The organism is Bradyrhizobium sp. 4 (genome assembly GCF_023100905.1).
GTDB lineage: Bacteria > Pseudomonadota > Alphaproteobacteria > Rhizobiales > Xanthobacteraceae > Bradyrhizobium.
The window spans coordinates 1339856-1362216 of the sequence record NZ_CP064686.1 but is presented as its reverse complement, the minus strand read 5'-3'; the positions used below and the strand labels follow the sequence as shown (position 1 = coordinate 1362216).

The 22361-nt window shown below is 59.4% G+C and carries 18 protein-coding genes and 2 pseudogenes; 8 read left to right on the top strand and 12 right to left on the bottom strand.

Features of this window, described 5'->3' with window-relative positions:
• Positions 1–641: 641 nt before the first annotated feature.
• Positions 642–905, top strand: a complete 264-nt coding sequence (locus tag IVB45_RS06350) for a hypothetical protein (RefSeq protein WP_247360312.1) — start codon at positions 642–644, stop codon at positions 903–905.
• A 606-nt stretch (positions 906–1511) separates the two neighbouring features.
• Here IVB45_RS06350 and IVB45_RS06345 read toward each other — a convergent pair.
• From IVB45_RS06345 to IVB45_RS06335, 3 genes are all read right to left on the bottom strand, one after another.
• Positions 1512–1949 carry a hypothetical protein gene (locus IVB45_RS06345; protein ID WP_247360314.1) on the bottom strand — a complete coding sequence of 146 codons (438 nt, stop codon included), beginning with the start codon at positions 1947–1949 and terminating at the stop codon, positions 1512–1514.
• Positions 1950–2359: 410 nt separating this feature from the next.
• Positions 2360–2764: a hypothetical protein gene (locus IVB45_RS06340; RefSeq protein WP_247360315.1), complete on the bottom strand. Its 405-nt coding sequence runs from the start codon at positions 2762–2764 to the stop codon at positions 2360–2362.
• Positions 2754–3149, bottom strand: a complete 396-nt coding sequence (locus IVB45_RS06335) for a DUF6074 family protein (protein ID WP_247807603.1) — start codon at positions 3147–3149, stop codon at positions 2754–2756. The genes IVB45_RS06340 and IVB45_RS06335 overlap by 11 nt, the downstream gene beginning before the upstream one ends.
• A gap of 23 nt (positions 3150–3172) precedes the next feature.
• Between IVB45_RS06335 and IVB45_RS06330 the strand changes: the two genes are divergently transcribed.
• Positions 3173–3352 carry a hypothetical protein gene (locus tag IVB45_RS06330; RefSeq protein ID WP_247360317.1) on the top strand — a complete coding sequence of 60 codons (180 nt, stop codon included), beginning with the start codon at positions 3173–3175 and terminating at the stop codon, positions 3350–3352.
• Between the two features lie 177 nt (positions 3353–3529).
• Here IVB45_RS06330 and IVB45_RS06325 read toward each other — a convergent pair whose 3' ends face one another.
• Positions 3530–3793 (bottom strand): hypothetical protein, encoded by a 264-nt coding sequence (locus tag IVB45_RS06325; protein WP_247360318.1) that lies wholly within the window; start codon positions 3791–3793, stop codon positions 3530–3532.
• Between the two features lie 296 nt (positions 3794–4089).
• Between IVB45_RS06325 and IVB45_RS06320 the strand changes: the two genes are divergently transcribed.
• Complete coding sequence (locus tag IVB45_RS06320; RefSeq protein WP_247360319.1) at positions 4090–4470, top strand: hypothetical protein; 381 nt, start codon at positions 4090–4092, stop codon at positions 4468–4470.
• A gap of 180 nt (positions 4471–4650) precedes the next feature.
• Here the strand turns inward: IVB45_RS06320 and IVB45_RS06315 are convergent, their stop codons facing one another.
• The 3 genes from IVB45_RS06315 to IVB45_RS06305 all read right to left on the bottom strand — a co-directional run bounded on the left by IVB45_RS06315 (position 4651) and on the right by IVB45_RS06305 (position 8873).
• The gene (locus IVB45_RS06315; RefSeq protein ID WP_247360320.1) at positions 4651–6132 is read right to left on the bottom strand and encodes an RES family NAD+ phosphorylase; all 1482 of its coding nucleotides are present in this window, start codon (positions 6130–6132) and stop codon (positions 4651–4653) included.
• 127 nt (positions 6133–6259) lie between these two features.
• Complete coding sequence (locus IVB45_RS06310) at positions 6260–7513, bottom strand: DUF6035 family protein (protein ID WP_247360321.1); 1254 nt, start codon at positions 7511–7513, stop codon at positions 6260–6262.
• 163 nt (positions 7514–7676) lie between these two features.
• A complete protein-coding gene (locus IVB45_RS06305) occupies positions 7677–8873 on the bottom strand; it encodes a Fic/DOC family N-terminal domain-containing protein (RefSeq protein WP_247360322.1) in 1197 nt (398 codons plus the stop codon).
• 137 nt (positions 8874–9010) lie between these two features.
• Between IVB45_RS06305 and IVB45_RS06300 the strand changes: the two genes are divergently transcribed.
• The 3 genes from IVB45_RS06300 (at position 9011) to IVB45_RS06290 (ending at position 11435) form a co-directional block, all read left to right on the top strand.
• Entirely contained in the window at positions 9011–9394 is a 384-nt protein-coding gene (locus IVB45_RS06300) for a hypothetical protein (RefSeq protein WP_247360323.1), read from the top strand.
• Positions 9395–9791: 397 nt separating this feature from the next.
• On the top strand, positions 9792–10496 hold the full coding sequence (locus tag IVB45_RS06295; RefSeq protein WP_247360324.1) for a serine protease: 705 nt from the start codon (positions 9792–9794) through the stop codon (positions 10494–10496).
• 96 nt (positions 10497–10592) lie between these two features.
• Positions 10593–11435, top strand: coding sequence for a hypothetical protein (locus IVB45_RS06290; RefSeq protein ID WP_247360325.1), 843 nt, complete (start codon positions 10593–10595; stop codon positions 11433–11435).
• A gap of 153 nt (positions 11436–11588) precedes the next feature.
• Here the strand turns inward: IVB45_RS06290 and IVB45_RS06285 are convergent, their stop codons facing one another.
• Positions 11589–12194: a DUF2937 family protein gene (locus tag IVB45_RS06285; protein ID WP_247360326.1), complete on the bottom strand. Its 606-nt coding sequence runs from the start codon at positions 12192–12194 to the stop codon at positions 11589–11591.
• Positions 12195–12486: 292 nt separating this feature from the next.
• Between IVB45_RS06285 and IVB45_RS06280 the strand changes: the two genes are divergently transcribed.
• A complete protein-coding gene (locus tag IVB45_RS06280) occupies positions 12487–15330 on the top strand; it encodes a hypothetical protein (RefSeq protein ID WP_247360327.1) in 2844 nt (947 codons plus the stop codon).
• 146 nt (positions 15331–15476) lie between these two features.
• On the opposite strand, the gene IVB45_RS06275 is transcribed toward IVB45_RS06280, so the two are convergent.
• The 3 genes and pseudogenes from IVB45_RS06275 to IVB45_RS06265 form a co-directional block, all read right to left on the bottom strand.
• Entirely contained in the window at positions 15477–15650 is a 174-nt protein-coding gene (locus IVB45_RS06275; RefSeq protein WP_247360328.1) for a hypothetical protein, read from the bottom strand.
• Positions 15651–15658: 8 nt separating this feature from the next.
• Entirely contained in the window at positions 15659–16471 is an 813-nt protein-coding gene (locus IVB45_RS06270) for an arylamine N-acetyltransferase (RefSeq protein ID WP_247298742.1), read from the bottom strand.
• A gap of 465 nt (positions 16472–16936) precedes the next feature.
• Positions 16937–17384: pseudogene (locus tag IVB45_RS06265) on the bottom strand (NADPH-dependent 7-cyano-7-deazaguanine reductase); the annotation flags it as partial.
• A gap of 3051 nt (positions 17385–20435) precedes the next feature.
• Here IVB45_RS06265 and IVB45_RS06260 point away from each other — a divergent pair.
• A complete protein-coding gene (locus IVB45_RS06260; RefSeq protein WP_247360329.1) occupies positions 20436–21119 on the top strand; it encodes an HAD hydrolase-like protein in 684 nt (227 codons plus the stop codon).
• A 388-nt stretch (positions 21120–21507) separates the two neighbouring features.
• Here IVB45_RS06260 and IVB45_RS06255 read toward each other — a convergent pair.
• Positions 21508–22317 (bottom strand): annotated as a pseudogene (locus tag IVB45_RS06255) (electron transfer flavoprotein subunit beta/FixA family protein).
• Between the last annotated feature and the right edge of the window lie 44 nt (positions 22318–22361).

Sequence of the window (22361 nt, the reverse complement as noted above, 5' to 3'; positions counted from 1 at the left end):
ACGGAGTTCTGCGCCGCGCGCCGTACCTCCCTGCCGCGCAGCGCACGGCGGAAGCGATCGCTGCTAATCCGGAGAAGTTTGACCGCGCTATCGCGGCGGAAATCGGCGTCAGTCACCCAACCGTAGCGAAAGCCCGTCGATCAACTGGAAAGCAGTTACCAGTTGAACAACGAACCGGCCGCCACGGCAAGCAACGGAAGGCGCCGACCATGTCAGCTGCGCAGGTTGAGGCGGTCGATGAACTCGACGCCCGCGACCGTGCTGTCGTTGCCTATACTGCAGCGAAGCTTCAAGCGCGGCTTGCGAAGGCGAAGAAGGCCCACGACGAACTGATCTGCGCCGCCTACCGCGCGCAAGGCGATGCGCTTAATATCGAGGCGCGGGCAAAGCGGCGGCCTGCCGACGAATATGACGCAGCGCAAGCGCGGGGTGAAGTTGCGCGTCTTGGAGATAATCTGCCTAGAGTTACCACCCGGAACGCTAGCAAGCTGACAGCGGCCCGGCGTCGGTATCTCCCGCCAAGAATTCCACGAGGCGCGCCAGATCAGGGACGCGGAAAAGCGCCATCGCGGCGCGCCGCAAGGCCGCATTAATCGGGGAAAACCACCGCGGGAGAATTCCTCGCGCCAATCACGAGTGTAATGTCCGTCGGTGCCAAACCCGGCCGCCTCCGGAGTGTTGCAGGGGGGCTGCTATTGGCAATCATTTTGATCCTGGCTCTCGCCGGCGCGATCCTCCTTCTAGCGATCCGCATCGTCATCGGCTGGATTTCCCCGACCGCCGGTAAACAGTTCTACCCGGCGATCGACATAGCCGGGACGTTCTTCCTGAAACTGATCGTCGTGGTTGCCCCGGTCGCGATCTTGGCGGTCGTCGGCTTCGCGCTGATGACCTCCACCAAGTAGAGCAAGCGAACCACGACATCGATATCAGACGCCACTTCGGGATAGAACGTCGCCTGACGATTACCTAGATCGAAGTGAACGCGACCTCGGTCAGGCATGGTTTTGGCCCGAGCTCGCAGATACCGATTGCCGCCGCTTGATTGCGTGAACTCGATCGGCTTGATCGGACCGACGGCCTTCAACATGTGGACCGACAGTCCGAAATAGCTCGCTGCTTGACCCAGCCGCAGCGCCGCCGGCCGGTATGGTCGGTCGCGCTTCATGTCGCTGCTTTGACCCGCCCGGCCAGCGCGGGTACTCGTTCGTACCGACGTAGCCGCGCTTCCCAATCACCCGACCTATATGACCGTTTGGTAAAGCCATCGTCGGTCCACTCCGCAAACAACATCCGCTCGCCCTGGAACCTAATTTCGAGTTTTCTGGTGTGCGCTGGATTGTCGATCTGCCGACGCAAGGACAGCGCCATATGGTTGTATCGGAAGTCGTAAGCGCGGGCCCGGCCGTCGAGCGCTTGGATAATGAAACCGGCAGCGTTCCGGAAGGATCGCTAGAGCGACCTTCGCCAAAGCTTGCCGCGTTCAGAGCGGTCAGCTTGGTACATGCAATTCAGCTGGGTGTTTCGGCTATAAGCTGGTCAAGTTCACTGGCCGTGATCAGATCGCGGTGCATTAGGACTTTCGCTACACGATCAATCTCGGCCCAGTGCTCGTCGACCAACTCTTCACAATTCTGCAAGATGACGGCCAGTATGTCGTTCGCCTGCCGAAGGACGTCCCGGGGAAGTTCAAGCTCCTCGTTCCCAGCGCCGGGCAACGACTGGCCAGATTTCAGTAGAGCAATAGAACCGGCCGCCGCTTGTGCAATCTGCAAGTCGCTTTCGGCGCCGTCAGAAAACGAGCTGGGACGCCCTGAGAACCGAACGTTCGCGACTGGTCCTGCTAATGCTACAGCGGCATCGATCTCGTACCCCGCAATCTTCGCTTCTACTGCTTCTCCACTCTCATAAGACGCCGAAGCCGTTAGGGCTCCGACCGATCCTGACATACGTATTTCCGCGCATGCTAGCCCTTGACGGCGAGCCAGCACTGCGTGGGCCGCTTCATGGTATGCCATCATCATTCGTCTTCGCCTTCGCTCGCCCATGGTTGACCTTTTTCGTAAAGATGGCCCGGAGGACGGCGGCGGAAGCCGCCGCCCCATTCGACGATGTTATGCCGCAATTCCGGCGACGCGAAGGACCGCACTTACTAACTCGCGGCCCAGAAGCAGACCTCGCCCCCTGTTCGCCGCCGCAATAGTTGCTCTTCTGCACTTCAAACAGCATCATGCCGCGCGCCAAGATGAACATTCCTGAGACGGTAAGCGGCGCGTACTGGCGAATTCTATACAGCAAATAATGGATTATCTTTGCTTCTATGTGTGCTGCGTCCTTCGCGGCTTCGACACCGGAGACTTCAATAGCTCTGGCGCACTGGGCTCCGTATCGTTCCGCTGCAAACAATTTGCGCTGTCAGGTCCCCTTCCAGTCGTTGCCTAGCCCGCTTGCCTCCCCAACGTTCGGTATCCCCTCGGACCGCGGCGAGTGCGATGCGGAGACGATCGGGCTTGAGCAGGTTGAGCCAGGCCGCGTCGGGGTGGACCGTCCCGTTGGCATCGACGATCGTGCGATAGAGCGGCTGCCCTTCGAACCCTTCGGCTTGTTCAAAGCAACCTTGGAAGGCCCGCCGGTCGGCCGCGGACGTGATCACGATCGAAGGCGGCGGTTCGGGCCACTGTTCAGCGGCCGGCGCCCGGGCCTGCTCTAGGCGCGCCACCGCGGCCCGGTAAGCCGGCGTGCGGCAGCGGTGCTCATTGGTCACCGCCCGGCGTCAGAACCTGCCGCCACAGTTCGGCGCGGACCTTTGCTTCGATGCGCCGCACTTCCGCGTCGATGGTGAAATGATCAACGCCTATTTCATCCAGTGTCCGACGGATCGCGTTTAGATTTTGCCGAACATGCTGCTCGCCTTGCTCGGCAGGTCGCGTCAGAACGAATTCGACGTGGCGCTTGATGTAAGCGGCGTCCCGGAAGCGGCCGGGCAAAAGTAAGACCTTCGCCTTCGGCTCGGCGATGCGGACATTAAGCCGGGGATCGCCTTCCTGAGCCGGCGCCACTTCGCGCCGGGCGTTGCGCACGGCGCGCGACACGGCCCGTTCAGTCATGCTGCCCTCCAAGTCCGACGATCTGCGAAGACGATCTGCCAAGCGGCCTTCGCGAAAGCGTGGCAATGCTGTTCGATTTCGGCATCGGTGATGCCCAGCCCAGCGAGCCGGCCCCACTCGATGTCAAGGTGCTCGATCTGATATTTCTCAGCGTCGTCAGCCGACGGTCGCTTGCGCATTTTGGCGGCTATGAAAGCGACGATCCGACGGTGGCGGGCCGACGGGAACGCGTAAATGTGCGCTGAAGGAACTGCCTTGCGTCGGCGCTTCATCGGTCAACTCCCGATCTGCTGGATGAAGGGCGGCGCGCTGGGGAAAGGTTCAGAGACCGCAGCGCGCCGCCGCTAGCGCCGCCCGGGTACGTCCGCCGGGTCGGCGCCGGCGCTGACGCGGGACGGAACCGCGCGCGCCGAAGTGGAAGGTTAGGCGGCGGCTTGATCGCCGCGCAGAAGCTGGAACAAATCTTCCACAGGAGCAGTCGTGTGGCGTCCGTTCTTTCGAACGCGGATCACGCCGTCCTTCACTAGCTCATAAAATCTGGTTGTCCCAATTCCAGCGACTTCGCAAAAGCGGTCGACGGGCACGTTCAGGGACAGGTTGTAAAGTTTGACGACGTCCGGGAGCGTCATGTCGCCGGGGCGAGAACGACGGGAGGTCGACAACTGGGGCGGCAATTCGCGGCGCATTGGGAGAGTTCTCCTAGGCTTCAGTTTCGTCCATGACCGCAATCATTCGCGACACTCAGAGCGTTCGTCAACGTGCCCAAAATCCAATACTAAAGCACCGAAGTTATGTCGTTGATGCGAGGTTTATTCCGGTCCGACGGATTATTGATGAAACGACTACATCGAATGGGCGGGTGCGAAATCGCGCAGCGATGTGATTTGCGGCGGTCATTCCGGGCGCTTTACCGGTTGATTTCGAGCGTAGAGAGACGAAGGCGAATGCAAGTGACGGTGCTTTCGTTTCACCGCGGCGTCGAATGCCGGCGGATGACTGCGCCGAGCTGATTACTCGGATGCGTTACGGAGACGCCGTCTTTGGCGACGAGATCGTGCAGTTTAACGGTGGCTCGGCTCATATCACTCGCGCAAAGAATGGATTTTGGCATGGGCCTAACGGTCCGCGGAACACGCATGTGAGCGCAGTTCTATTGTTACCTGAGACAGGATTGTGGAAGCTGAGAGAGGAGAAATGGCAGCCGGTACTCGCAGTTCATCCTTGGGCGGACCACCCTCTTCCGGACGAGCTACGAGAGATCAACCGATTTGAGGCGGACGACGACAAGTGGATGTTTCGGGACGGAAAGCGGTTCGCCGACATTGTCAGCCTGCCTGATCCGTGGTCGCCAAAGGAAGAATGAAAGCTATTCCCTTGCAGGCAAGCGCTGGCGCGTCCCAATTCGGGCCGCTGTTCTCATCGATAGGTTTGCGGTCGTCGTAGGAATTTTCGTGCCACTGCTTGTGGCCGGCGAAAGCGCCTCATGCGTCAGCGCCATTAGTCGCCGCCGCCATCACACACCTTCTCGTGACCGGGTGTAAATTTAGAACGGCGATCGATCGTCCTTCTCCCAGCGGGAACGACGCACCTGATACTCGTCTGTCTTGAAGACGACGCCCTCCACATGGTGTACGCTGACGCTGTCCGGCATGACGCGAAGGCTTGGCTCCCGCAGATCGGAATCGACCCGTTCTCCCGCCAACGCCGGCATGGCATCGAAGTCGGGCCATCCTGGCGATTTTTCCTTTTCTTCATCAACCTTTGGCCGCGGCGGCACCTCCTCGAATACCGAGTAATCGACTTCCCACCCCTCCGCGGTACTTTGCCCCGTCCTGGCTCTGATCTCGGTCCCGCTCGGAATTTCCATCGCCTCGACGCGCCCAGCCTTGTGGAATAGGACGACGTTGAGCACGTCTCCCGCGACCTGAACCGACGGGAAGATAATGCCATCAATGGGCACCGAGGATTCCGTTGCGAGAAAATCGGCGATGGCTTGCGTTGCCAGATACTCGAAAGGCTCATCGTCGGGCATGACCGGTTGGGTGATACGGTTGCTCAGAGATTTCAGAAATTGCGCTCGTTCCAGCCGGCGCGCAAAATCGACGTCAAAGATGCTTCCGCGCATCTGGACATTCTTGAGCGCCGTCAGATCGAGCAGCCGGAGTTTTCGGAGAATCTCGAATTGCGCCACGGCAACCTTGCTTCCAACCGGAGGCCGCACCTCGGCGATGGCGGCGTTGGGATCGTTGGCGCCGTAGAACACAGAAATGCCCCGCGCATTCATGCGACCTGCCGCAGCCACCAGCGCTGGCGGCGACCCGAGCTGGAGGTCGGGCCGACACATCGCCACCTCGAGTTTGTCCTCGGACTGGAAGACCCGGGCACGAGAGAGTGTATGGAAGGGCGTTCCGGGCCCCGCATCTACGACCAGAGGCTGCCCCTGCCGCGTCCGCAAAGCATCCACCCCGTCGAAGATGGCCGCCAGATGCGTAGCTGCGGTGCGACTGAAGAAACGCGCCTCGGTCTTGAGTGAATTCTCGAACCGATACCATTCCTCGCGCCAAGCATCATCGCTGACCTTTTTCTCTTGATAGTAACTGTCGCTCGCGAACTCCGTCTCTTCACCCATGGCCGCGCTGTCGAAATCGCTATGTTCCTCCTCCAGGATTGACTGGACGTCCTGGGCCGCGTCTTCAGGGATTTCGGCGGCGTTTTGAATGGCGTACACGACATCATCGCCATGTCGATTCCATTCGTAGCTCAGCTCCTTGTCGCGCTGGAGCATATATTCGTAGTCGTTTGGTTGATCTGACGTTCGATAGTAGTGCTGCTCGAACGCGGTCGCCACACGTGCGGCCATCTTGTCAAGGCTGAAGGTACGACGCGCCTTGTCGCAATAGCTGCACTTGGCGCGTTTGCCCTTTGCGCGAACTTCTTCGCTTAGATACTGCTCGCCAATGCAGGCGTAGCATATGCGCTTCGCTTCGAGGTCGTCACTATCTACGGAATGCACGATATTTTCCACCTTGTTGCGCCATCGTCTCCTACCAAGCCGCTGCCCCCACAGGCAATCTGGCCCCGTCCGCAATCCTCGACTCACTTGATTGCGCTACAGAATACGTCAAGCGCTGAGATACGCTGCTGGCATTGCGTCAAGCTGAAGAGAATATCTCCGGGAACAAGGCCAGCGCGATCTTTCCCGACACGCTTTGGCGATCGTCTTGCACCACTGTGCGAGCTTTGACGATCTTGGTGCGAACACTCTCGATTTCAAAGAGAGCGTCCCTGTTGGTCAGTCGGGCGAAGGTCCGAATGAGGCGCACATAGCGCTGTCGTCGCTCGACATTGAGAAAGGAGTTCAGCACCTCGACAAGATTCTGCTGCCGCGATCCGACTGGCCGACCGTCGACCAGGGAAAGTAAGCAGTTGATCAATGCATCCACATCGAGCGCGTGCAGCTCGTTGACGTCGCTCCCCGGAATCGCCACTTTGGCGACGAGTTCGCCAAACAGGATCTCACGCTCTTTCCATTTCGTACCTCTTTCGGCGAGCGCGCCGCGCCAGCGCGACAGAAAGTCATGATGCCAAGGCGGCCTCGACGGGACCGCGTTTGCGCGCCCTCCCTCGATCCAATTGAGGTCGAAAATCGTGACCAATTTCGAGCGCCATGCGTCTACATCCAGCCAGAACGCGCGCAAGATCACTTCTCGCCGCTGTCTGGAGAGGGCTATCGTTTCATCGTCAATTGAGAACAGGTTCTTGTCGTGGGAGTAGAAAATGTCCTCAAACGAACTGAGTAATCGGCCGCTCGTGGGTGGCTCAAAATTCCAGGTGAGCCAAATCAGGCGAATGGACGCGCTCTCATAGAAATCTTCGCGTTGCACGATGATGGGGATTTGCGTGGTTGCAAGTTGAACCTCCACGACGAGTGGCATGCGATCATAGATCGCGCGTACGTCCGGCCGCCGCCGTCCATTCTCTAGGATGAGATACTCATCGACAACGACGCTTCCTGCGGTCGTTCGCGGATCGTTGGTCAATAACTCACCGACGATATGTTTGATTTTAGCATGCAGCGGGCTTTCCTGCGCTCCGTCAAATTGCTGCGCGCTAACGATATCGACGCTGGCGGGCGTCCCCGTCCACCAGGGACAAAGCTGTGGGGCACCCGGGTGGTGTTTCCAGTAAGGCTGGCCGGTCCGGCCTTCGCGCGGAGGGTAGACGGCATGTCCGCATTTCGCGCAGACGAAACGCGCTTTCCTGTCGAGCCGCGCGCGCGTCGCCGCGCGACGGAGAACCTGATAATCGTCCTTGCTCATCGCTATGAGCGCATCACTCGTGATGCTGTCCATCGATGCAAGGTCAAGCACTCTTTTGAGTGTCCTTCGGAGAATCGCCTCGACCATCTACCGAATCTCCCTTCGTCCGGCGTGATCATTGAGCATTTGCGGGATCGCGTGCTATGGAAAATCGCCTGTGTCTCAAGGAAGTCCCGCCGACGGCATGACCGGCGGCGGGGCGAAGACACAATTCGGGGCTTCACCGATTGTCAGCCCGGCATACCGGCCGTCAGGTGTCCGCACCGGGAAGAATGGGTTCTTCGCCGAAGGGGCGGTTAATGATCGACAGCGCGTCGGGCGCGGCGAAGACGCGGTTGCGCGCATAGCCGGTACGCTCGTTCAAGATTTTATTCTCGACCAGTTGCTCTACCGCTTGCGAAGCTGCAGGCACCGTAATGCTGAGAAGCGAGGCCAGACGCTTGACGGTCAGCACCGGATAGTGCGGCAGAACATCGAGTGCTCGCAGGCTCGCTGAGCCCTGGCGAAATTTGCGCCGCTTTCGCCATAGATCGCCAAGTGCAGACAAAGCGTCGCGCGTCTTCAGCAGCTCATCCGTGGTGCCGACAATTGCGTCCGCCATGAATCCGACCGCTTCATGCCAATCGAGGCGCTGCTGAGCCGCTTTGAGCGATTCATAATAAGCCGCCTTGTGGGCCTCAATGTACGGTGACAGGTAAATCGGCATCATTCCTTCCGCCGCCATCATCAACGGCAGGAGGAGACGGCCGACGCGGCCGTTGCCATCACGAAATGGGTGGACTGCCTCAAAATGTGCATGCGCAACCGCCATTCGCACAATGAAGCTCTGGTACATCGCCTGCATGCCCTCGCAGCGCATGTACTTCATCGTGTCCTCAAGACACGCGGCAATGTCAGACGGCGGCGTCGGATTGTAGGTCGAGTAAGCAATATCGCCCCTGCCGCCGATCCAGACCACAACCTGGCGAAGATCGCCGGGCTTGTCCTTGTATTCTGCGTCGCCGCGCATGACGGCGTGATGCAGATCCTGCACCAAACCGCTTGTGAAGATTTCCAGTTTCTCTTGTCTGGCCCGCGGCAGGAAGTCATCGAGCGCGAGCGCGTAGTCACGCACCTGAACTACCGCCTCGCCCTGCTGGGAATCTTCGCTTTCTTCACTGGACAGCAATTCGTCAAGCGTGCTGTTGGTGCCTTCGATCGCCGAGCTGCTGACAGCTTCTCGCCGTGGCAAGATGCGGCTGATCAGATACGGGTCCTTTAGTTCGGCCGCGAGCGTCTCGATACGCACCAAGGCTGCATCCGCCGCCCTGAGCCGGGCAAGGACCGACCCCACGGCAACGCCGTCCTCAGGCGGGGGCAGCGGAACCACGCCGTAATGCGCCGCATAGGGCGCCGGGAGCCGCTGCAATCGTTCCCGAAGGGCGTGAGTGAGATTATCGCGGTTCAAGAGAAACCTTTCGCAGAAGAGCCAAGTCCGACACCATAATAAAGGTTGTTGAGCTATACTTCAATAAAGCGAATGATGGTGGGCCCTATATAACGTTCTTACGTTCCATCGCCGGCCTTGACGAAGGAATTAAGAGCATGCCCCCAGAAACACTGCACCGCATTGCCGAGGCGATCGCATCCCAGGGCTCGGCAGCCTACACGACCCCTTCCGGTCCTGTACTGGACCTCCTCACCAAACTCGCGGAAGAGGATGATCTCGCGAGCTTCTCGCGGGCTTTCATTCTTCTGGCGCGCGCCGCACCGGCTAGAGCCGCGTTTGTCGCGGGCGCGGTGCCGGCAAAGATCTCCAACTTCCTGATCAAGCATCGCGGCGTCAAGGCGACCGCGCTGATCAAGTGGACCGAGTCGAATCCGGATTGGACTGAGAAGCTCAAGAACGCACTGCGTGATCCCGATCTATTTGTTCGTGTTGTCGAAGACTTCGCCTCTGCGATCAAGCAAGGTGCCGCCGCTCACTAGACCTTTGACAAAGAAACCGGCGCCGTTTCAAAACAGCGGCGCCGGTTTCCTTGTGACTCGGATAAGCCTTTACATTGAATGCGCCTTAGGGCGATTAGCCTTGCCGTGTTAGACTGGACGATGCCCTTTCCAGTCACCCCCGCACCCGGAGACGATCCCCGCCAGTTTCAGATACAAGGCCCGACGGGGGTTCGCCATCCGATTATCTCCTTACTGGCAATCGACAACCACACAGACCGCGTCTCTGGTCTCGGCACGGCGTTCCGCATCGACGCCTTCGGAGGATATCTGACCGCGCAGCACGTGCTTGAAGCATGGCTCGGGCCTTCGCGCCCGCGGTCGACGGTTGTAGGTCTGCTCAACCCGGGGCGGCGCGCCCCGATTGGGGTCGACCGGGATGGTCGTGATTGCGTCAGCGACCGCCTTTCGCACCCCGCCAGAAGATATTGCCCTTGATTGGCTGCTCAACCGTGACTCGAGCCGCATGTCACTCGACTGCATGACGCTGTCGTTCAAAGCGGACAACACGCGCCTGCACGAAGTACGCGATTTTCTGCCCCTGCGGCTGACCGGAAAATGGCCCGAGATCGGCGATGAAGTCATGGCGGTGGGATTTCCCGAACTGCGTTCGATACAGGACCGCGAGATCGACACGGATGTTCTAACCGAGCGCATGTATGGGTCTATTGGCCGCGTAACGGCAGTGCTGCCGAGTGGCCGCGAACATCGTCCTTGGCCGACATTTGCGGTCGACAGCCATTGGCCAGGCGGTATGAGCGGAGGACCCGTGTTCAACCAGGACGGAGAGGTGATCGGCCTCGTCAGCTCAAGCGACGAGCCGGGAAGCGACGGTGCGCAATCCTACGCCTTCTGGTTTGCGCCGATCCCAGTTCCTCAACGCAACCTCCCTCACGTCGACCCATCGAACCCGGGATGGGTGCGCGGTTGGGCGGTGGTGCGCAACGCTCCTTGGCATGTTGCGGCAATGACCAACGACCGCGCACGGGCAGAGGAAATCTGCGCGACGCTGGCGTCGGACTATTCGGTTCGCTTGGGCTCCCTGCGGGCTGGCTCAGATGATTTTATGAGTTCGGCCGATTAGGCGGGTCAGCTAACTTGGAAGCCGACCAGGTTGCCGATTTCACCAAGTCGTAGGCCCGACCTTTCCCACGCGTAAATTCAAGGCAGCGACGCCAAAATGAGCAAACCATTTGATCTTCTCAATCTCTATGCCCGCTTCAGCCGCGAGCGAAAGATTTCGGTCACGGCGCCCCAGACAGCCCAGGAATTTTTGGCGGCGATCGGCGCGCAGCTTGACAAGGCATTGACCGATGACATTCTGATCGCGGGCCAACGAACCGCGGCAATGTTCGAAGCCATGGTGGTGGCGCTTGGTCATTACAAGCTGATGAAGGTCGAAGATACCGGGCGCGTCTATCCTGTCGGCAGATATCGGGCGCCCGATTTCAGAATCGTACTGGAAGACGACGAGCAATGGCTGGTCGAAGTCAAGAACGTCTACGAGGCAGATCCGGTCCGGCAAGAACGTCAGATCATGACACCGTCTTATCTGTCCTCGCTCGACAGCTACGCGCGGGCAACACGGGCCGCGCTCAAGGTGGCCGTCTATTGGGCCAGATGGGGCATCTGGACGCTCGTATCCCCGCACGATCTGCTGGATGAAAATGGCTACCTCAAGCTCGACATGAAACATGCCGTCTGCTTCAATGAGCTGGGCAGGCTCGGCGATATGACAATCGGCACAACGCCGCCGCTCACACTTCGGCTAACCGCCGACACGCCCAACGCCATCGGCCCCGACGGAATGGCGCCTTTTACGGTTCGAGAGGTTACGATGCTCAGTGAGGATCGTGTCCTCACGCGTGCGGACGAGCAGGAGATCGCGTGGATATTCATGAATCTCGGGGAATGGCCGAGCAGGAGAGCAAGGCCATTGTCACTGACGGAAGATTGTCGGCGATCGAGTTTTCTTGGCTGCCCGAGGAACGGCTCAACGAGGACACTGAGAGATTTGAAATAATCGGCACGCTGAGCCGGATGTTTTCCCGCCACTATTCGCAACGGGCCAATGGAGAACCGGATTCAGTGCAAATTGAACTTGAACATCGGCCCAACTGGTTCGCGCCACTGGTATCATCCGACCACAAAAGTGATGCGTTGCCGCTATGGCGCTTCATCCAGCAGCCGCTCGCGGTGAAGACCGCGAACAAGAGTTGAGGTATAGAAACGCCGCGCGGAGTTTGACGGCTCGGTTTGCTGTCCCCCTGCCGATGAATCTCGGTTTCGTCGGATCACGCAGCGACTCTGTTCGTGAGCCGGCAACAGCGCCGAGAACCAAGAATGCAGCATAAGGCAAGCACCAGCCGATGATCGCAAATACAATGCCCGTGAGGGTCGTCGGAAGCGCGGGTGCATAGGCGCTCCAGGCTTGCGCCATGATCGGCTTGTTGTAGTCAACCGCTACCGCCAGGATGGCCGCAGGCGTGACGCCATTCGCCAAATCCGATTGCTGCTCGTTCAGCCGGTCCAGCCTTCGAACATATTCCGTCATTCGCTGCGCCTGGTCGCGCACCAGTTGTTCTGGGTTCTTCGCCATCACACCGAGTGCGCCCGATCGGTCATAACCCGAGCGGCGGGAGTCCTCGTCGAAGTTGCGCACAATGACTGTCAGCTCGTCGGCTGCGCCACCGAGCCGCTGCCTATACTGTTGCAGGAGCTCAGGAATCTGCGCAAACAGCAAAGCACCCACAAGCGACAAGACCGCAAAGAGCCGTTGCATTGCACTACTCCTTCTCAAGTCGAGACCATCGCTTTGAGATTTTCAATAGCCTCGATTCGGTCATTCGGGTCCAATCACAAGAAGTGGTTGTCAGCCGGCGTCCCCGCCCCGGTCGGCCGAGGGCGTTCAGCCCGTTTGGGGAAACCTGTAGCGGGCTCTATGCACCGATCAGCTGTAGCTCGGGAGCAATCGAAATGTTGGAGATATGCTACGATATGCGGCGGGAATGCCCTCACGTGCCCGCCTCTGAAGCGCTAAACACGGAAGCTATGCCACCAGTCGAGAAATCACGATGAATCCAAAGCGCAAGGTCGCGCAAATTGACCGTCTGGCTGGTGCAATTGGCTACATCGCCACCGATTTCGAGAGGTTCGCCGGACTATTTCTGGACGCCCTGCTCGAGGTGCCTCTGAACCATCAAGGGACCAATCTGGTCGGCTATGCCGTTGGCGGCGTGGTCGACACAGTCAGCGACGACGGCCGGATAGTCGCCGAGTATTCTGATGCGGGCGGTTATTTTGAGCGCCCGATGGCCAAGGCGGACGGCGATCTGAGAAAGGCGCTCAATCGCAAACCGTCCGCACGGGACATCTTCCTGCTGTCGGGCCAGCGAAAGCGGCCCCAAGTCGCCCAGGAGTTCGAAAGCGCCGTCAGAACCTGGCCGGAAATGGAGGGCAAGACTCTGTACCTGTGGGGCGCGGAGGAGATCGCGACCCAGCTGATCGAAAAGTTGATCTTCAGCGACACCGTTGTTCGAAGGCTCGCTCCATACCTGCCTGAGCTACAGAGGATTCGGGATGAAGAGGCCGTGAGCCGCTTGGTCCCCGCCCCGGATCGAAGCCGCATTATTCGCGTCGACGTCGACGCCGACATCTCGCGGCGCCTCTCGGAAAGTCCAGTGGTGACCATCAGCGGTATCGCCGGGCTCGGCAAGTCAGCGGCAGCTGCCGCTTACGCCACGGACCACGAAGACCAGTACGACCTCGCCATCTGGCTAGACGCGGGGGAAGTCCGTCGGCCAGAGGAACTCCAGGCGCTCCCTTTGGTGCGAGGCGGCGAAACCCGGAACGTCACGGCGCTGCTGCGCACCGGGGCCTGTCTGTTAGTAATCGATGACGCCGAACCCGGTCTTTCGACAGCGCGCCTTGGTGAACTTTGCGGGCCTCGCTCACGGATCATCCTCACGCAGCGGTCGGCACAACCAGGCTCATACGAACTACCAATGTTCGTTCGTGGAGAGGCACAGAGCCTGCTCGACCACGATGGCGCGATGTGCCCAGCTGATGTGTTTGACATCATCTGGTCCACGGTGGGCGGCCATCCGCTGACCCTGGGTCTGATCAGCGCTGCCGTGCGGCAGGGCGCCACGTGGGACGAGATCGTTCGTGACTGTCGGGCTGTCGGCGAACTGGAACATCATGGCCAGCGCCTCGCCGATCGGCTCCTGGGGCGACTGCGACCTGCCCTCGAGCGCGAGCTGTCTGTCTTCGCCTGGGCCGAGCAAGCAACTTGCGGGCAGGACTTTCTCGAGCATGTCGTCCAGCCGCTCGGCATCCGCAAGCTCCGCAGCCACGGGCTTACAGCTGCTGACCGAAGCGGGATTATTCGGCTCCACGATGTCGTGTACGCGGCGCTGAGCGGCGGCGGCTGGTGTCCCCCGGAGCGGCGCGTCGAGCTGGATGCCGCGCTGGAGGGCTATCTGCGCGCCGCGGCAAGTGAGCCTGGTCTGCGTCTTTGGACGATCGGGCGCATCCTCGTCCCTAAGCTCAAGAAGCTGATTGCTGCAGGAGCTCGCTCTGCCGCGATCCGTTACGCGCTGCTCACGGTATCGGATTATACCGAACTGCCTCCCGAACTCGTGGGCGACCCATTGGCCGACGCCAATGCGCTGGCAGGACGCCCTCCGGCGCCTTTGGCGTTGATGGCAGTTATCGAAGCGATCGAGCAGCTGTTCCTCTACGACAAGCTGGAAAGCGATGAGATCGCCAAGGCCCGGCTGCGGGAACGCCTGTCAGCCTTCGACACACTTACCGGACTTCCCGGGCTCACCGACAGGCAGACTGCCGAAGTGCAGCATCATAAGGGTAAGGCGCTCAAGAGACTTGGTGACTCGGCCGCCGCGGCCGAACTCTTTGAGCAGGTGCTGAGCGGACCCTCGCCCATGCACGAAACCCGCCTGCAGTTGATCGATATCTACCGGGTCAATCCCGCCAAAGTGGCTCGGGCGATCGAGCTGGTCGATGAAATCCTCGCTCGCGCTCCCGGCGAAGATAACGTGACTTACTCGGTTCTCCTGGGTGTGATCGAGCGCTTGCCATGGGGCTCAGGCAACTGGCGAGCAGGGCTCATTCGACGCCATGCCGACGCAATCGAGCGAACGATCGCCGAGGCAGCGAATGTCGGCGTGCTGCAAGCGATTCGTGCGTTCGCTGCACTCGGGCGCTACCTCTCAACCGAAGAGCCGGCCATGTTTGGCCGCATCTTCGAGCAGCTCTCCGAATGCACGCTAGATGGCTTGCAGACCGACAGCGATCGTTTTGCGTGGGCTGAGGTCTATTTCGAGGCAGCCCGCCTGCGGGGTGCCGACGCTTCCGGCTTCCATGCCAAGGCGCTCGCCCTCCATGAATCGCTGGTTCGACCACAGCTTTTCCACCTCCAACGGCGCGCCGAACTCCTGATCGAAATGGGCCGCCCAGCAGAAGGTGAGGCCCTTCTGCGGGAACGGAAGGAGCTTGAAACGAGCGAATGGCTCCAGCGGCTCATGGCGCGCGCGCGGCGCGCACAGGGAGATCCAGCCCAAGCGCTTGTCTGGATCAACAAAGCGCTAGACCGACTCCGGGCGGACCATTTTCGCACCGAGTTCCTAGAACTGCGTTATGATGTACGCACCGATCTCGGGGACGCTCAGGCCAACGAAGACTTGGTCAAAGCCCGTGCAGCAAGTCAAAAGCACGTTGAAGCGGCGCGGCTTGATATTCGGCTCCATGAGGTACGCATTGGCCGAACGGGGACTCAGGACTACCTTCTTGACGGGCACGCTTCAATCGGCATTGCGCTTCGCGCCTGGCACGCCTCCGATCACACCGCGATAACATTCTTGCCGGCCGTACGCTCTTCAAGCTGCAACACTCTCTGAAACGCGGCCGCGCCCTAGATTTCTGAGCGGCCTACACTGAGACCGAACTTTAGACCACCGATAGGCCGGAGTTCTGCGCCTCTCCCCGCCGACCAACGCTCTAAGCCGTCCGCGCTAGCGTCACATCAAGGGGGCCCAAGTCTAAGCTACATGTAGCCGCGCGCTCGGCACCCTTGAAGCCACGGATCGATGGGATCATTCCAGAGCAACTCGATCGTCCCCTGAAGCACTACGACATCGCCAATAACAGAGTCGACGATCCCGCCCTGGGATTTGGAAGAGACCGCAAGGCCATCGTCGCGCTGGGAATGCTTGAACACTTTCTTTCCTATACAAGTCCACGTGACCCAAGCTTTTCCCATAACGAATCAACGGTGCACTGAGTCAGTCGGAGCCCGAAGACATTGGCCAAGACCTGCTGCAGTTCGATCTTCGTTTCCAGTGTTTGTGTTTCCCTAAATTGGCTGCGAGTCAATCTGAGCTTCTTGTTAAGCAAGGTTGCACGTCCCTCCGATGTCAGCACACTCATCATGAGGACGGATGGAAAGGGCATACGGTCCCAGCGTGCGCAGATGAAGTTGGCACCCTCGAAATCGGGTGGCAGGGCGACGGCTCGGTCAATGCCGAAAAGAGCGAACCATTCATCTTCGTTCTTGCGTTCAAGCACGAGCTCTCCACTGGCCGGGTCGGCCCGCAGACGAAACACGTCCCCGCCAACTATTTGCTGCTCCTTCGCATCGATTCGTAGCGGTGCAATCGGTGCCGGACCGGGAAAGCCGGCATCGGCAAGCCAGTCGCAACCCTCTATGGTCACGATCAATGCATGATGTGTGCGTGGGCCACCTTCCGAAGCCCCCATGCGCACCCTGCAAAGAATTGGCCGGACCGTGAAATCAAGTTCTTCGAGCGCCAAGCCAAACAACTTGTTCAATTCGAAGCAATAGCCGCCTCGCCGGGCATCGATAAGTTTGGCCCAGATCGAATTCTCAGTCAGATCGGGGATATCGCCCAGCAGAACATCAATGTTCTCATAGGGGATCGCTCGCATTTGAGCCTGCTGGAGCGCAAGAAGGCCATCAACCGTTGTCGGGACTTGAGCAAGGCCGATCCGATCGAGATAGGTCGCAATCTTAAATGCCATGGCACGTCCTCTGATGTCTGGATTCGTTTGATTAAGCCGCCGAAGGCGCGATGACTTCGCAGGCGACGCGTAGAAGGTGGCCATCTCTCCTATAGAAATGAAACAGCCCCAGCACTTCCGGCGACAGCCTCAGTGCCAGTATCGAGCCAACGGGCCATTTGTGCACGGCCGGAGCAGCCCGTCGGACTCCCGGTCCGCGGCGATTTGCAACGGCGATCTTCCAGCCTTGCGAATCATCTCGTCTCGCCTCGCCGCGAATGCTCCGCGTTTCGAGATCCACTGCCGCCCGCGATCCGCCATCACTAAGTAGAGAACGGCGACAGCTACCAGCTGAGGATTCGCTCTCAGCTACACCAGCAGTTTCTGCCGCGTTCAACATGACATCACCCTTGATGAATCGTAGTTACGAACCTGCAGCTCTTGCGCTACTAACGAGCGGCTGTCGCTCTTTTGGTTGCTCAGCCGACGGCAGCGATAAGGCGCCACGCCTGTATCGCGCAACCAGGCGCCCCCCGGTGGCGCGCCGGTCTGCCAGAACACGTCGATCGGGATGCCGCCACGCGGATGCCGGTAGCCGCCGACGCGCAGCCACAGTGGTTTGATCGCCCCGGCAATGCGTCGGCCCACTAGCGCTGTGCATTCATCATGCAAAGCGCCGTGTTTGCGGAACGAAGTCCTGAACTGCTTCAGTGATTTGGAGCCCACCAGTGCCTCGTCGGGCGCGTAGTCGATTACGATGAAACTCGGCTGACCGGTGACGGGCAGACGAGGTGAATTCCGGGCAGGTGCAGCGCACGATGGCGGGCGGTCCGTCTCCGCGCCTGAGCGGCGCGTTTTCGAGGACCGCCTTATCTGGGCTTCCTGGCGTCTCGACGTGGGCGCCGACCTGTGTAAAGTTCCGGGTGGTAGGCACGGGCAACTCCTTGATGCATGCCGCCGGAAGTGCGGCCGTCGAGCCGGGCATCGCCGATGAAGTCCTCCTGATCCACTGCCGCTGCTCTCGAGTGGACGACGACATCGGAGAAGCCACCGCGATCGTCGCAAGGGTGAAGCCGCAGAACCTTCCAACCCCGTTACCGCACGCCGAGAAACTTCGTGTTTGAATGATGACGCGCTCAGTAAGCGTGCAGTCACCTCCTGAGTGCTCAGCTCCGCTGCCTTGGCTCAACGATTGCATCCATATTGCTGGCTTGGTCGCCCCACCGATGTTGAGGGTTAGTAGTTTGTCGACGTCGGCAGGCTTGTCGACGGGCGACATCTTGGCCCAACAGGCGACGGTGCGACGGCGGGCGCCGCTGGCAAAACGCAGCAGATAGGCCGATTTCACGGCCGTATGTCTTGAGTGATACATAGGTCACGGTTTAGTCCTTGATGAGCGCCAGAAATTCGCTACGCAGTATTTTGCTGTCGCGGAAACACGGCGCATGATGCTGGTCACCATAGTGGTTTCCGTCTCGCGAACGCCTCGCCACACGCACTGGTGCCGCGCCGTAACCATGACGGCCAACCCCTTCGGATTAATGTGGCCTCGAGCTCGTCTGCCAACATAATACGCTTCCTCTTGGATTGCGGGAGCGCCATGATCAAGTTGGCCACACGCACAACTTTGCTGATACCGATCACCGACACCAGGCAGCACGCCGACCCACATGCGGTGGAGCTTGTCGGGGCCGAACCATCCCGAGCCGCCGGGCCGCAATGAGCCGAACGCGGCCGAGAGAAGCGCGCGGCGGGCGCCGGCGGTGAGGCCCGCGAGATCGGGGCAACCCGGCTCGCCGATCACGAGCGTCGGTTGCGGTGTGGAAAGGTCCGGGAGGCGCATTGAAAACCCTCAATGAAAATGCCAATGACCGGAACAAAGTTGTGCGAGCACGCCGATCTCACGGTGATGGAGCCAAGCGCGTAGGTCTCTTGCAGGCAGCCCGCGTTTGGCAAGTTCCGTAGCCGCAGGGCTAGGTTCAAAGCGCTCGACGAACACCTGGCGCACGTACATCTTGGCTATCCGTTTTGCAGTCGCAGTCGTGTTGTGGTCGCGGCTAGTGTCGATAACCAAGCCTCAAGCAAGACTGCAAGTGCTGCTCGACTTCTGCTTGTACTATCTCACCCTCACCGGGCCGCAAGTATTCTGCGACATTGGCGTTTATTCCAAAGGACACGCCTGCGTCGAGCAGGCGTTTACGAGTTGCTTGCGTTGAGCTCATCAAACATCCTAGCCGGGCGCTTTGCCTCGCTCTCGCGCGAACAAGTTGATGTGCGGGCGCTTCTGCATTTCGGCAGTCCACATGATGCCCCTGGCGTCGGAACGGCCGCTTGTCGCCACCTGATCTGCGATTACCTGCCGCATGGCCTTGATATCCTGGATGAGTTCGAGACTTCCACCGTGTCGGCAGTATGGCCAGTCGAGCGATGCCATCCATTGTGCTGCGTAGCGCCTCCAACGTTCGAAGAATGACGGAGTTGTTTGATGGAATAGATAGCTTTCATCTGAACTCTTGACTGGTGACGGCGAGAGATCGCTGTTTTTGAAATGCATCCTTCACCGTCGCTGCAATCAACGTGCCGAAAACCGCCTTCCTCGTCTTGCTGCAAGAGAACAACACCATTGCGCTTTGCGAGCGCGCGCGGAAACATTTTACGCCCTGATGTCGGGGACCGGACATTAACGTCTTCAAGACGACCCGGCTGAAAACAGACATAGCGGCGTGAAAACATGAGCCGGTCCCCTTACCGACCTCGCTTGCGTCTGCGCCATGTGCCTGAAAGTACATTCAGTGAAGCCTAGCCGAATCGCACGAGCTTCGTTCACAAACGCCCTCATTTATGTGACGCTTCAATAGCCTTCACTTTGCGTATCGATGCCGTCACGGAGCGTCTACCCATTGAAAGCTGCAACAACGGCGGACAGCGCTGTTCGCTCCGTGACATCAAGGAGATCGGAGCGTGCACGAATTCAATCAGCAAACGGGGCCCGATGGTCCCTCAGGTGGGAGTCCAGTTCACTGAACGTTTTCGTTCTTCAGCGTAGAGTTCGGACTGGCCGCTTGAGGATTGGACCAAGACATTCCCCCGCGGCAACAGTCGCGTAACGCTCTTTGCTGCGGCTGCTAGGCGGAGCACCGCGGGATAGCCCCATCAGGCACCGTGCCCACCAAAGCTGACTTTTGGCGGCCGCGCTGTCGGAAGTCAGGCAGCCGGATCAGGGCGGCTGTTTCGAATCACACAGTTCGCTTGCCAAGCTCGGCGAAGCCTCCTGCCCGCGAAAGAGGACTTGGTACGAGCCTTGCTTGCTGAGGCGCAAAACCATGTGCTTCGCGCCAGTCGACGGATTACCTCCGCTCGGTGTCGGTTCCAGACATCGGATGTCTGCAACCGTACAGGGGGGAAAACAACAACATGCAACGGGCGACATCCATAATCGTCGGTCAAGGAGACATAGCATGTCCGGTGCTGCAGGCGCATTTCTGTTGCCTTCAAGCCGCTCACAAAGGCCGGTTTCCGATCAGCTCAAGCACATGGTGCCGAAGCTTGAAAACCGTGCACAGAGGGGGTTCGGCGTTGCCGCATCTATGCATGAAGAACTGTTTCAACATACAAAGTCATGCCGGCCAAGGCAGACTAGCAGATGTTGATTTCACTGAGCAGGACGCGCATTCCAGGCCGCATGTAGCTATAGCACACGTTCGCACTCCCTCTCACAGGGAGAAGAGTGACGCCGACTTCCAGCCCTTTGACAATCATAAAACCTCCTGCCGTCGTTTGACGGTTTGTTTGGACGGGGCTTTGGTCAACGCTGATGTGCCCGTTGAAGTCTGCTTTCCTTGCTGCCGCGGGGACATGAGGGAGCCGGTCTTTCTGCGTTTACGTTCGAGATGCCGCCCCGTTGGCGGGCAAAAACGCGCAGACGAGACTTCGAATAGATTGATCGCCGATCTCACCTCAACGAAAACGTCTGCAGCATGAGGCCATGATGAAACCTGCTCTTGTATTCGATTGGAACGGCACTCTCCTTGACGACGCCGACGTCTTGCTACAAACGACGAACACCATTTTGGACCGCTTCGGCCGAGCTGCCATCGACATGCACACTTTTCGGGATCATTTCGATGTTCCACTTTCGGTTTTTTACCGCAATCTAGGAATGTCGGAGAGTGAAATCGAAACGGTCGATAGCCATGACAGCGCTATTTTTCACGACACTTACGAACCGCTGGCGAGCGAAGCCGAACTGCGCGAAGGCGCGCGTTGCATTTTGGAAACGGCCCGTCAACAAGAGGTTCCCAGCATTATCGTTAGTAACCATATAGTCGATCCCCTTATTACCCAATTACGAAGACATGGAATCGACGATTGTGTCGCGGAGGTTCTGGCTTTTGAAAGCCGCGCTACTCAATATAAAGGCACAAGCAAAGGAGAGCGGCTTCGTCTGTACATGCGAGCATACAATCTGAACCCCAGCTCAACGTTCATCATCGGGGACATGCCGGTCGAAACGGATATTGCACGCGAACTTGGCTTGATCAGCGTAGCCATTACGGGCGGATTTGTTTCCGAGACGCGTCTGCGAGCGGCGCAGCCGGATTATCTCATCGAGGACCATCATAAGCTGCTGCCCATTCTGCAGGAGCGTGGCCTTTTTCAGAACTCATAACGACGCAGAGCATGACTGAAAACCTCTACGTCCATGTCTTCCTGTTCTCCAGCGTCGCCTTCACACTGATGGCCGAAGCATCGGCTCTGGACGGATGAGGCCCATAGATGGGTGCGCGCCTAATCTTCTAGTATTGGCCGATACGGGACTTCGCCGTTCGAGTTTGTCAATCTGCAACCTCACGCAGTCCGACTCAACACCCATTCCCTACGTCGAGGTCCTTCCAGACGGGCCGCGGTCTTGAAGACGTAAGACCCGCGCCGAGAAATTCCTCTTGTCGGACCGCGCTTGCCGCGGCCCTGCCGTCGAGTTTTTATCGGGGAGCGGTTAGAGCCTCGGAGTTGTGCAGCGACGCGCATGCCTGAAAGCGCCCACAAAGCTGCCCAGATTACTCGCGGACCGTGGCGGCAACTTCCGCTTCAACCTTAGGCTGGTGCTTGAAGATCGCGTCGATCAAAGCTCGCGGCGGCTGCTCGGAAGCCTCCACCAGCGTCGCTTTGTCAGCGCGCGCCGAGGGACCGAAGACTCACTTGATCACGGTCGGCGAGACCACATTTGGAAAGGTCCTCGACACCCGCGTCCTGTGCGTTCCATTTCACGATTGGCGCGCGGGCGGCTCGTAGCGCATCCGCCATGGCGCCGCGGCAAATCTGGTGGTGGCCTCGAGAATCGTAATGAGATACGGCCTGGTAAGCAGAACCTGGACACCGCCTTCGGCACGTCGCTCCGTTTGGATTGTGCCCACGGTCAGGTCTAGAGCTCTGATCTTGCCGACGTAGGTCAGCCGCAGCATCCCAAGCCGCTTCGCAATCCCGGGTCCCACCTGGGCGGTGTCACCGTCGATGGTTTGCTGCCGGTAAGATGAAGTCGGCGGTCCATGCTCCTTACCAACTTTTCGGATGGCGGCTGCCAATGCGTGAGTTATCACCAGAGTATCAGAACCAGCGAAGCGCCAGTCAGTGAGCAGAACGGCCGATCGGCGCCGAATGTCAGCGCCTTGGGCAAGGTAAGGAGCCTTCGGCCGACATTGGCCCGATTGTAAGCACGGTGATTTCGCCGCCAAACCGATCGCGCAATTCCAGCGCGGCCTCGAGCGCGAAGAGATCGTATGATTGATGATCGTCGGCAGGCCCTGACGCATGATGGGGTTGGTGACGGGGTGCACGCGCATCTGCGCGGAGCCGGGAACCTGCTTCATGCAGACGACATGCGCCGCCTTGAAAGTCGTATAGTTGCTGCCGG

Excerpts from the sequence above, each read along its gene's own strand:
- IVB45_RS06350 (WP_247360312.1), top strand. The coding sequence starts at position 642 with ATGTCCGTCGGTGCCAAACCCGGCCGCCTCCGGAGTGTTGCAGGGGGG.
- IVB45_RS06345 (WP_247360314.1), bottom strand. The coding sequence starts at position 1,949 with ATGTCAGGATCGGTCGGAGCCCTAACGGCTTCGGCGTCTTATGAGAGT.
- IVB45_RS06330 (WP_247360317.1), top strand. The coding sequence starts at position 3,173 with ATGCTGTTCGATTTCGGCATCGGTGATGCCCAGCCCAGCGAGCCGGCC.
- IVB45_RS06325 (WP_247360318.1), bottom strand. The coding sequence starts at position 3,793 with ATGCGCCGCGAATTGCCGCCCCAGTTGTCGACCTCCCGTCGTTCTCGC.
- IVB45_RS06320 (WP_247360319.1), top strand. The coding sequence starts at position 4,090 with ATGCCGGCGGATGACTGCGCCGAGCTGATTACTCGGATGCGTTACGGA.
- IVB45_RS06310 (WP_247360321.1), bottom strand. The coding sequence starts at position 7,513 with ATGGTCGAGGCGATTCTCCGAAGGACACTCAAAAGAGTGCTTGACCTT.
- IVB45_RS06300 (WP_247360323.1), top strand. The coding sequence starts at position 9,011 with ATGCCCCCAGAAACACTGCACCGCATTGCCGAGGCGATCGCATCCCAG.
- IVB45_RS06295 (WP_247360324.1), top strand. The coding sequence starts at position 9,792 with ATGGTCGTGATTGCGTCAGCGACCGCCTTTCGCACCCCGCCAGAAGAT.
- IVB45_RS06290 (WP_247360325.1), top strand. The coding sequence starts at position 10,593 with ATGAGCAAACCATTTGATCTTCTCAATCTCTATGCCCGCTTCAGCCGC.
- IVB45_RS06285 (WP_247360326.1), bottom strand. The coding sequence starts at position 12,194 with ATGCAACGGCTCTTTGCGGTCTTGTCGCTTGTGGGTGCTTTGCTGTTT.
- IVB45_RS06280 (WP_247360327.1), top strand. The coding sequence starts at position 12,487 with ATGAATCCAAAGCGCAAGGTCGCGCAAATTGACCGTCTGGCTGGTGCA.
- IVB45_RS06270 (WP_247298742.1), bottom strand. The coding sequence starts at position 16,471 with ATGGCATTTAAGATTGCGACCTATCTCGATCGGATCGGCCTTGCTCAA.
- IVB45_RS06260 (WP_247360329.1), top strand. The coding sequence starts at position 20,436 with ATGATGAAACCTGCTCTTGTATTCGATTGGAACGGCACTCTCCTTGAC.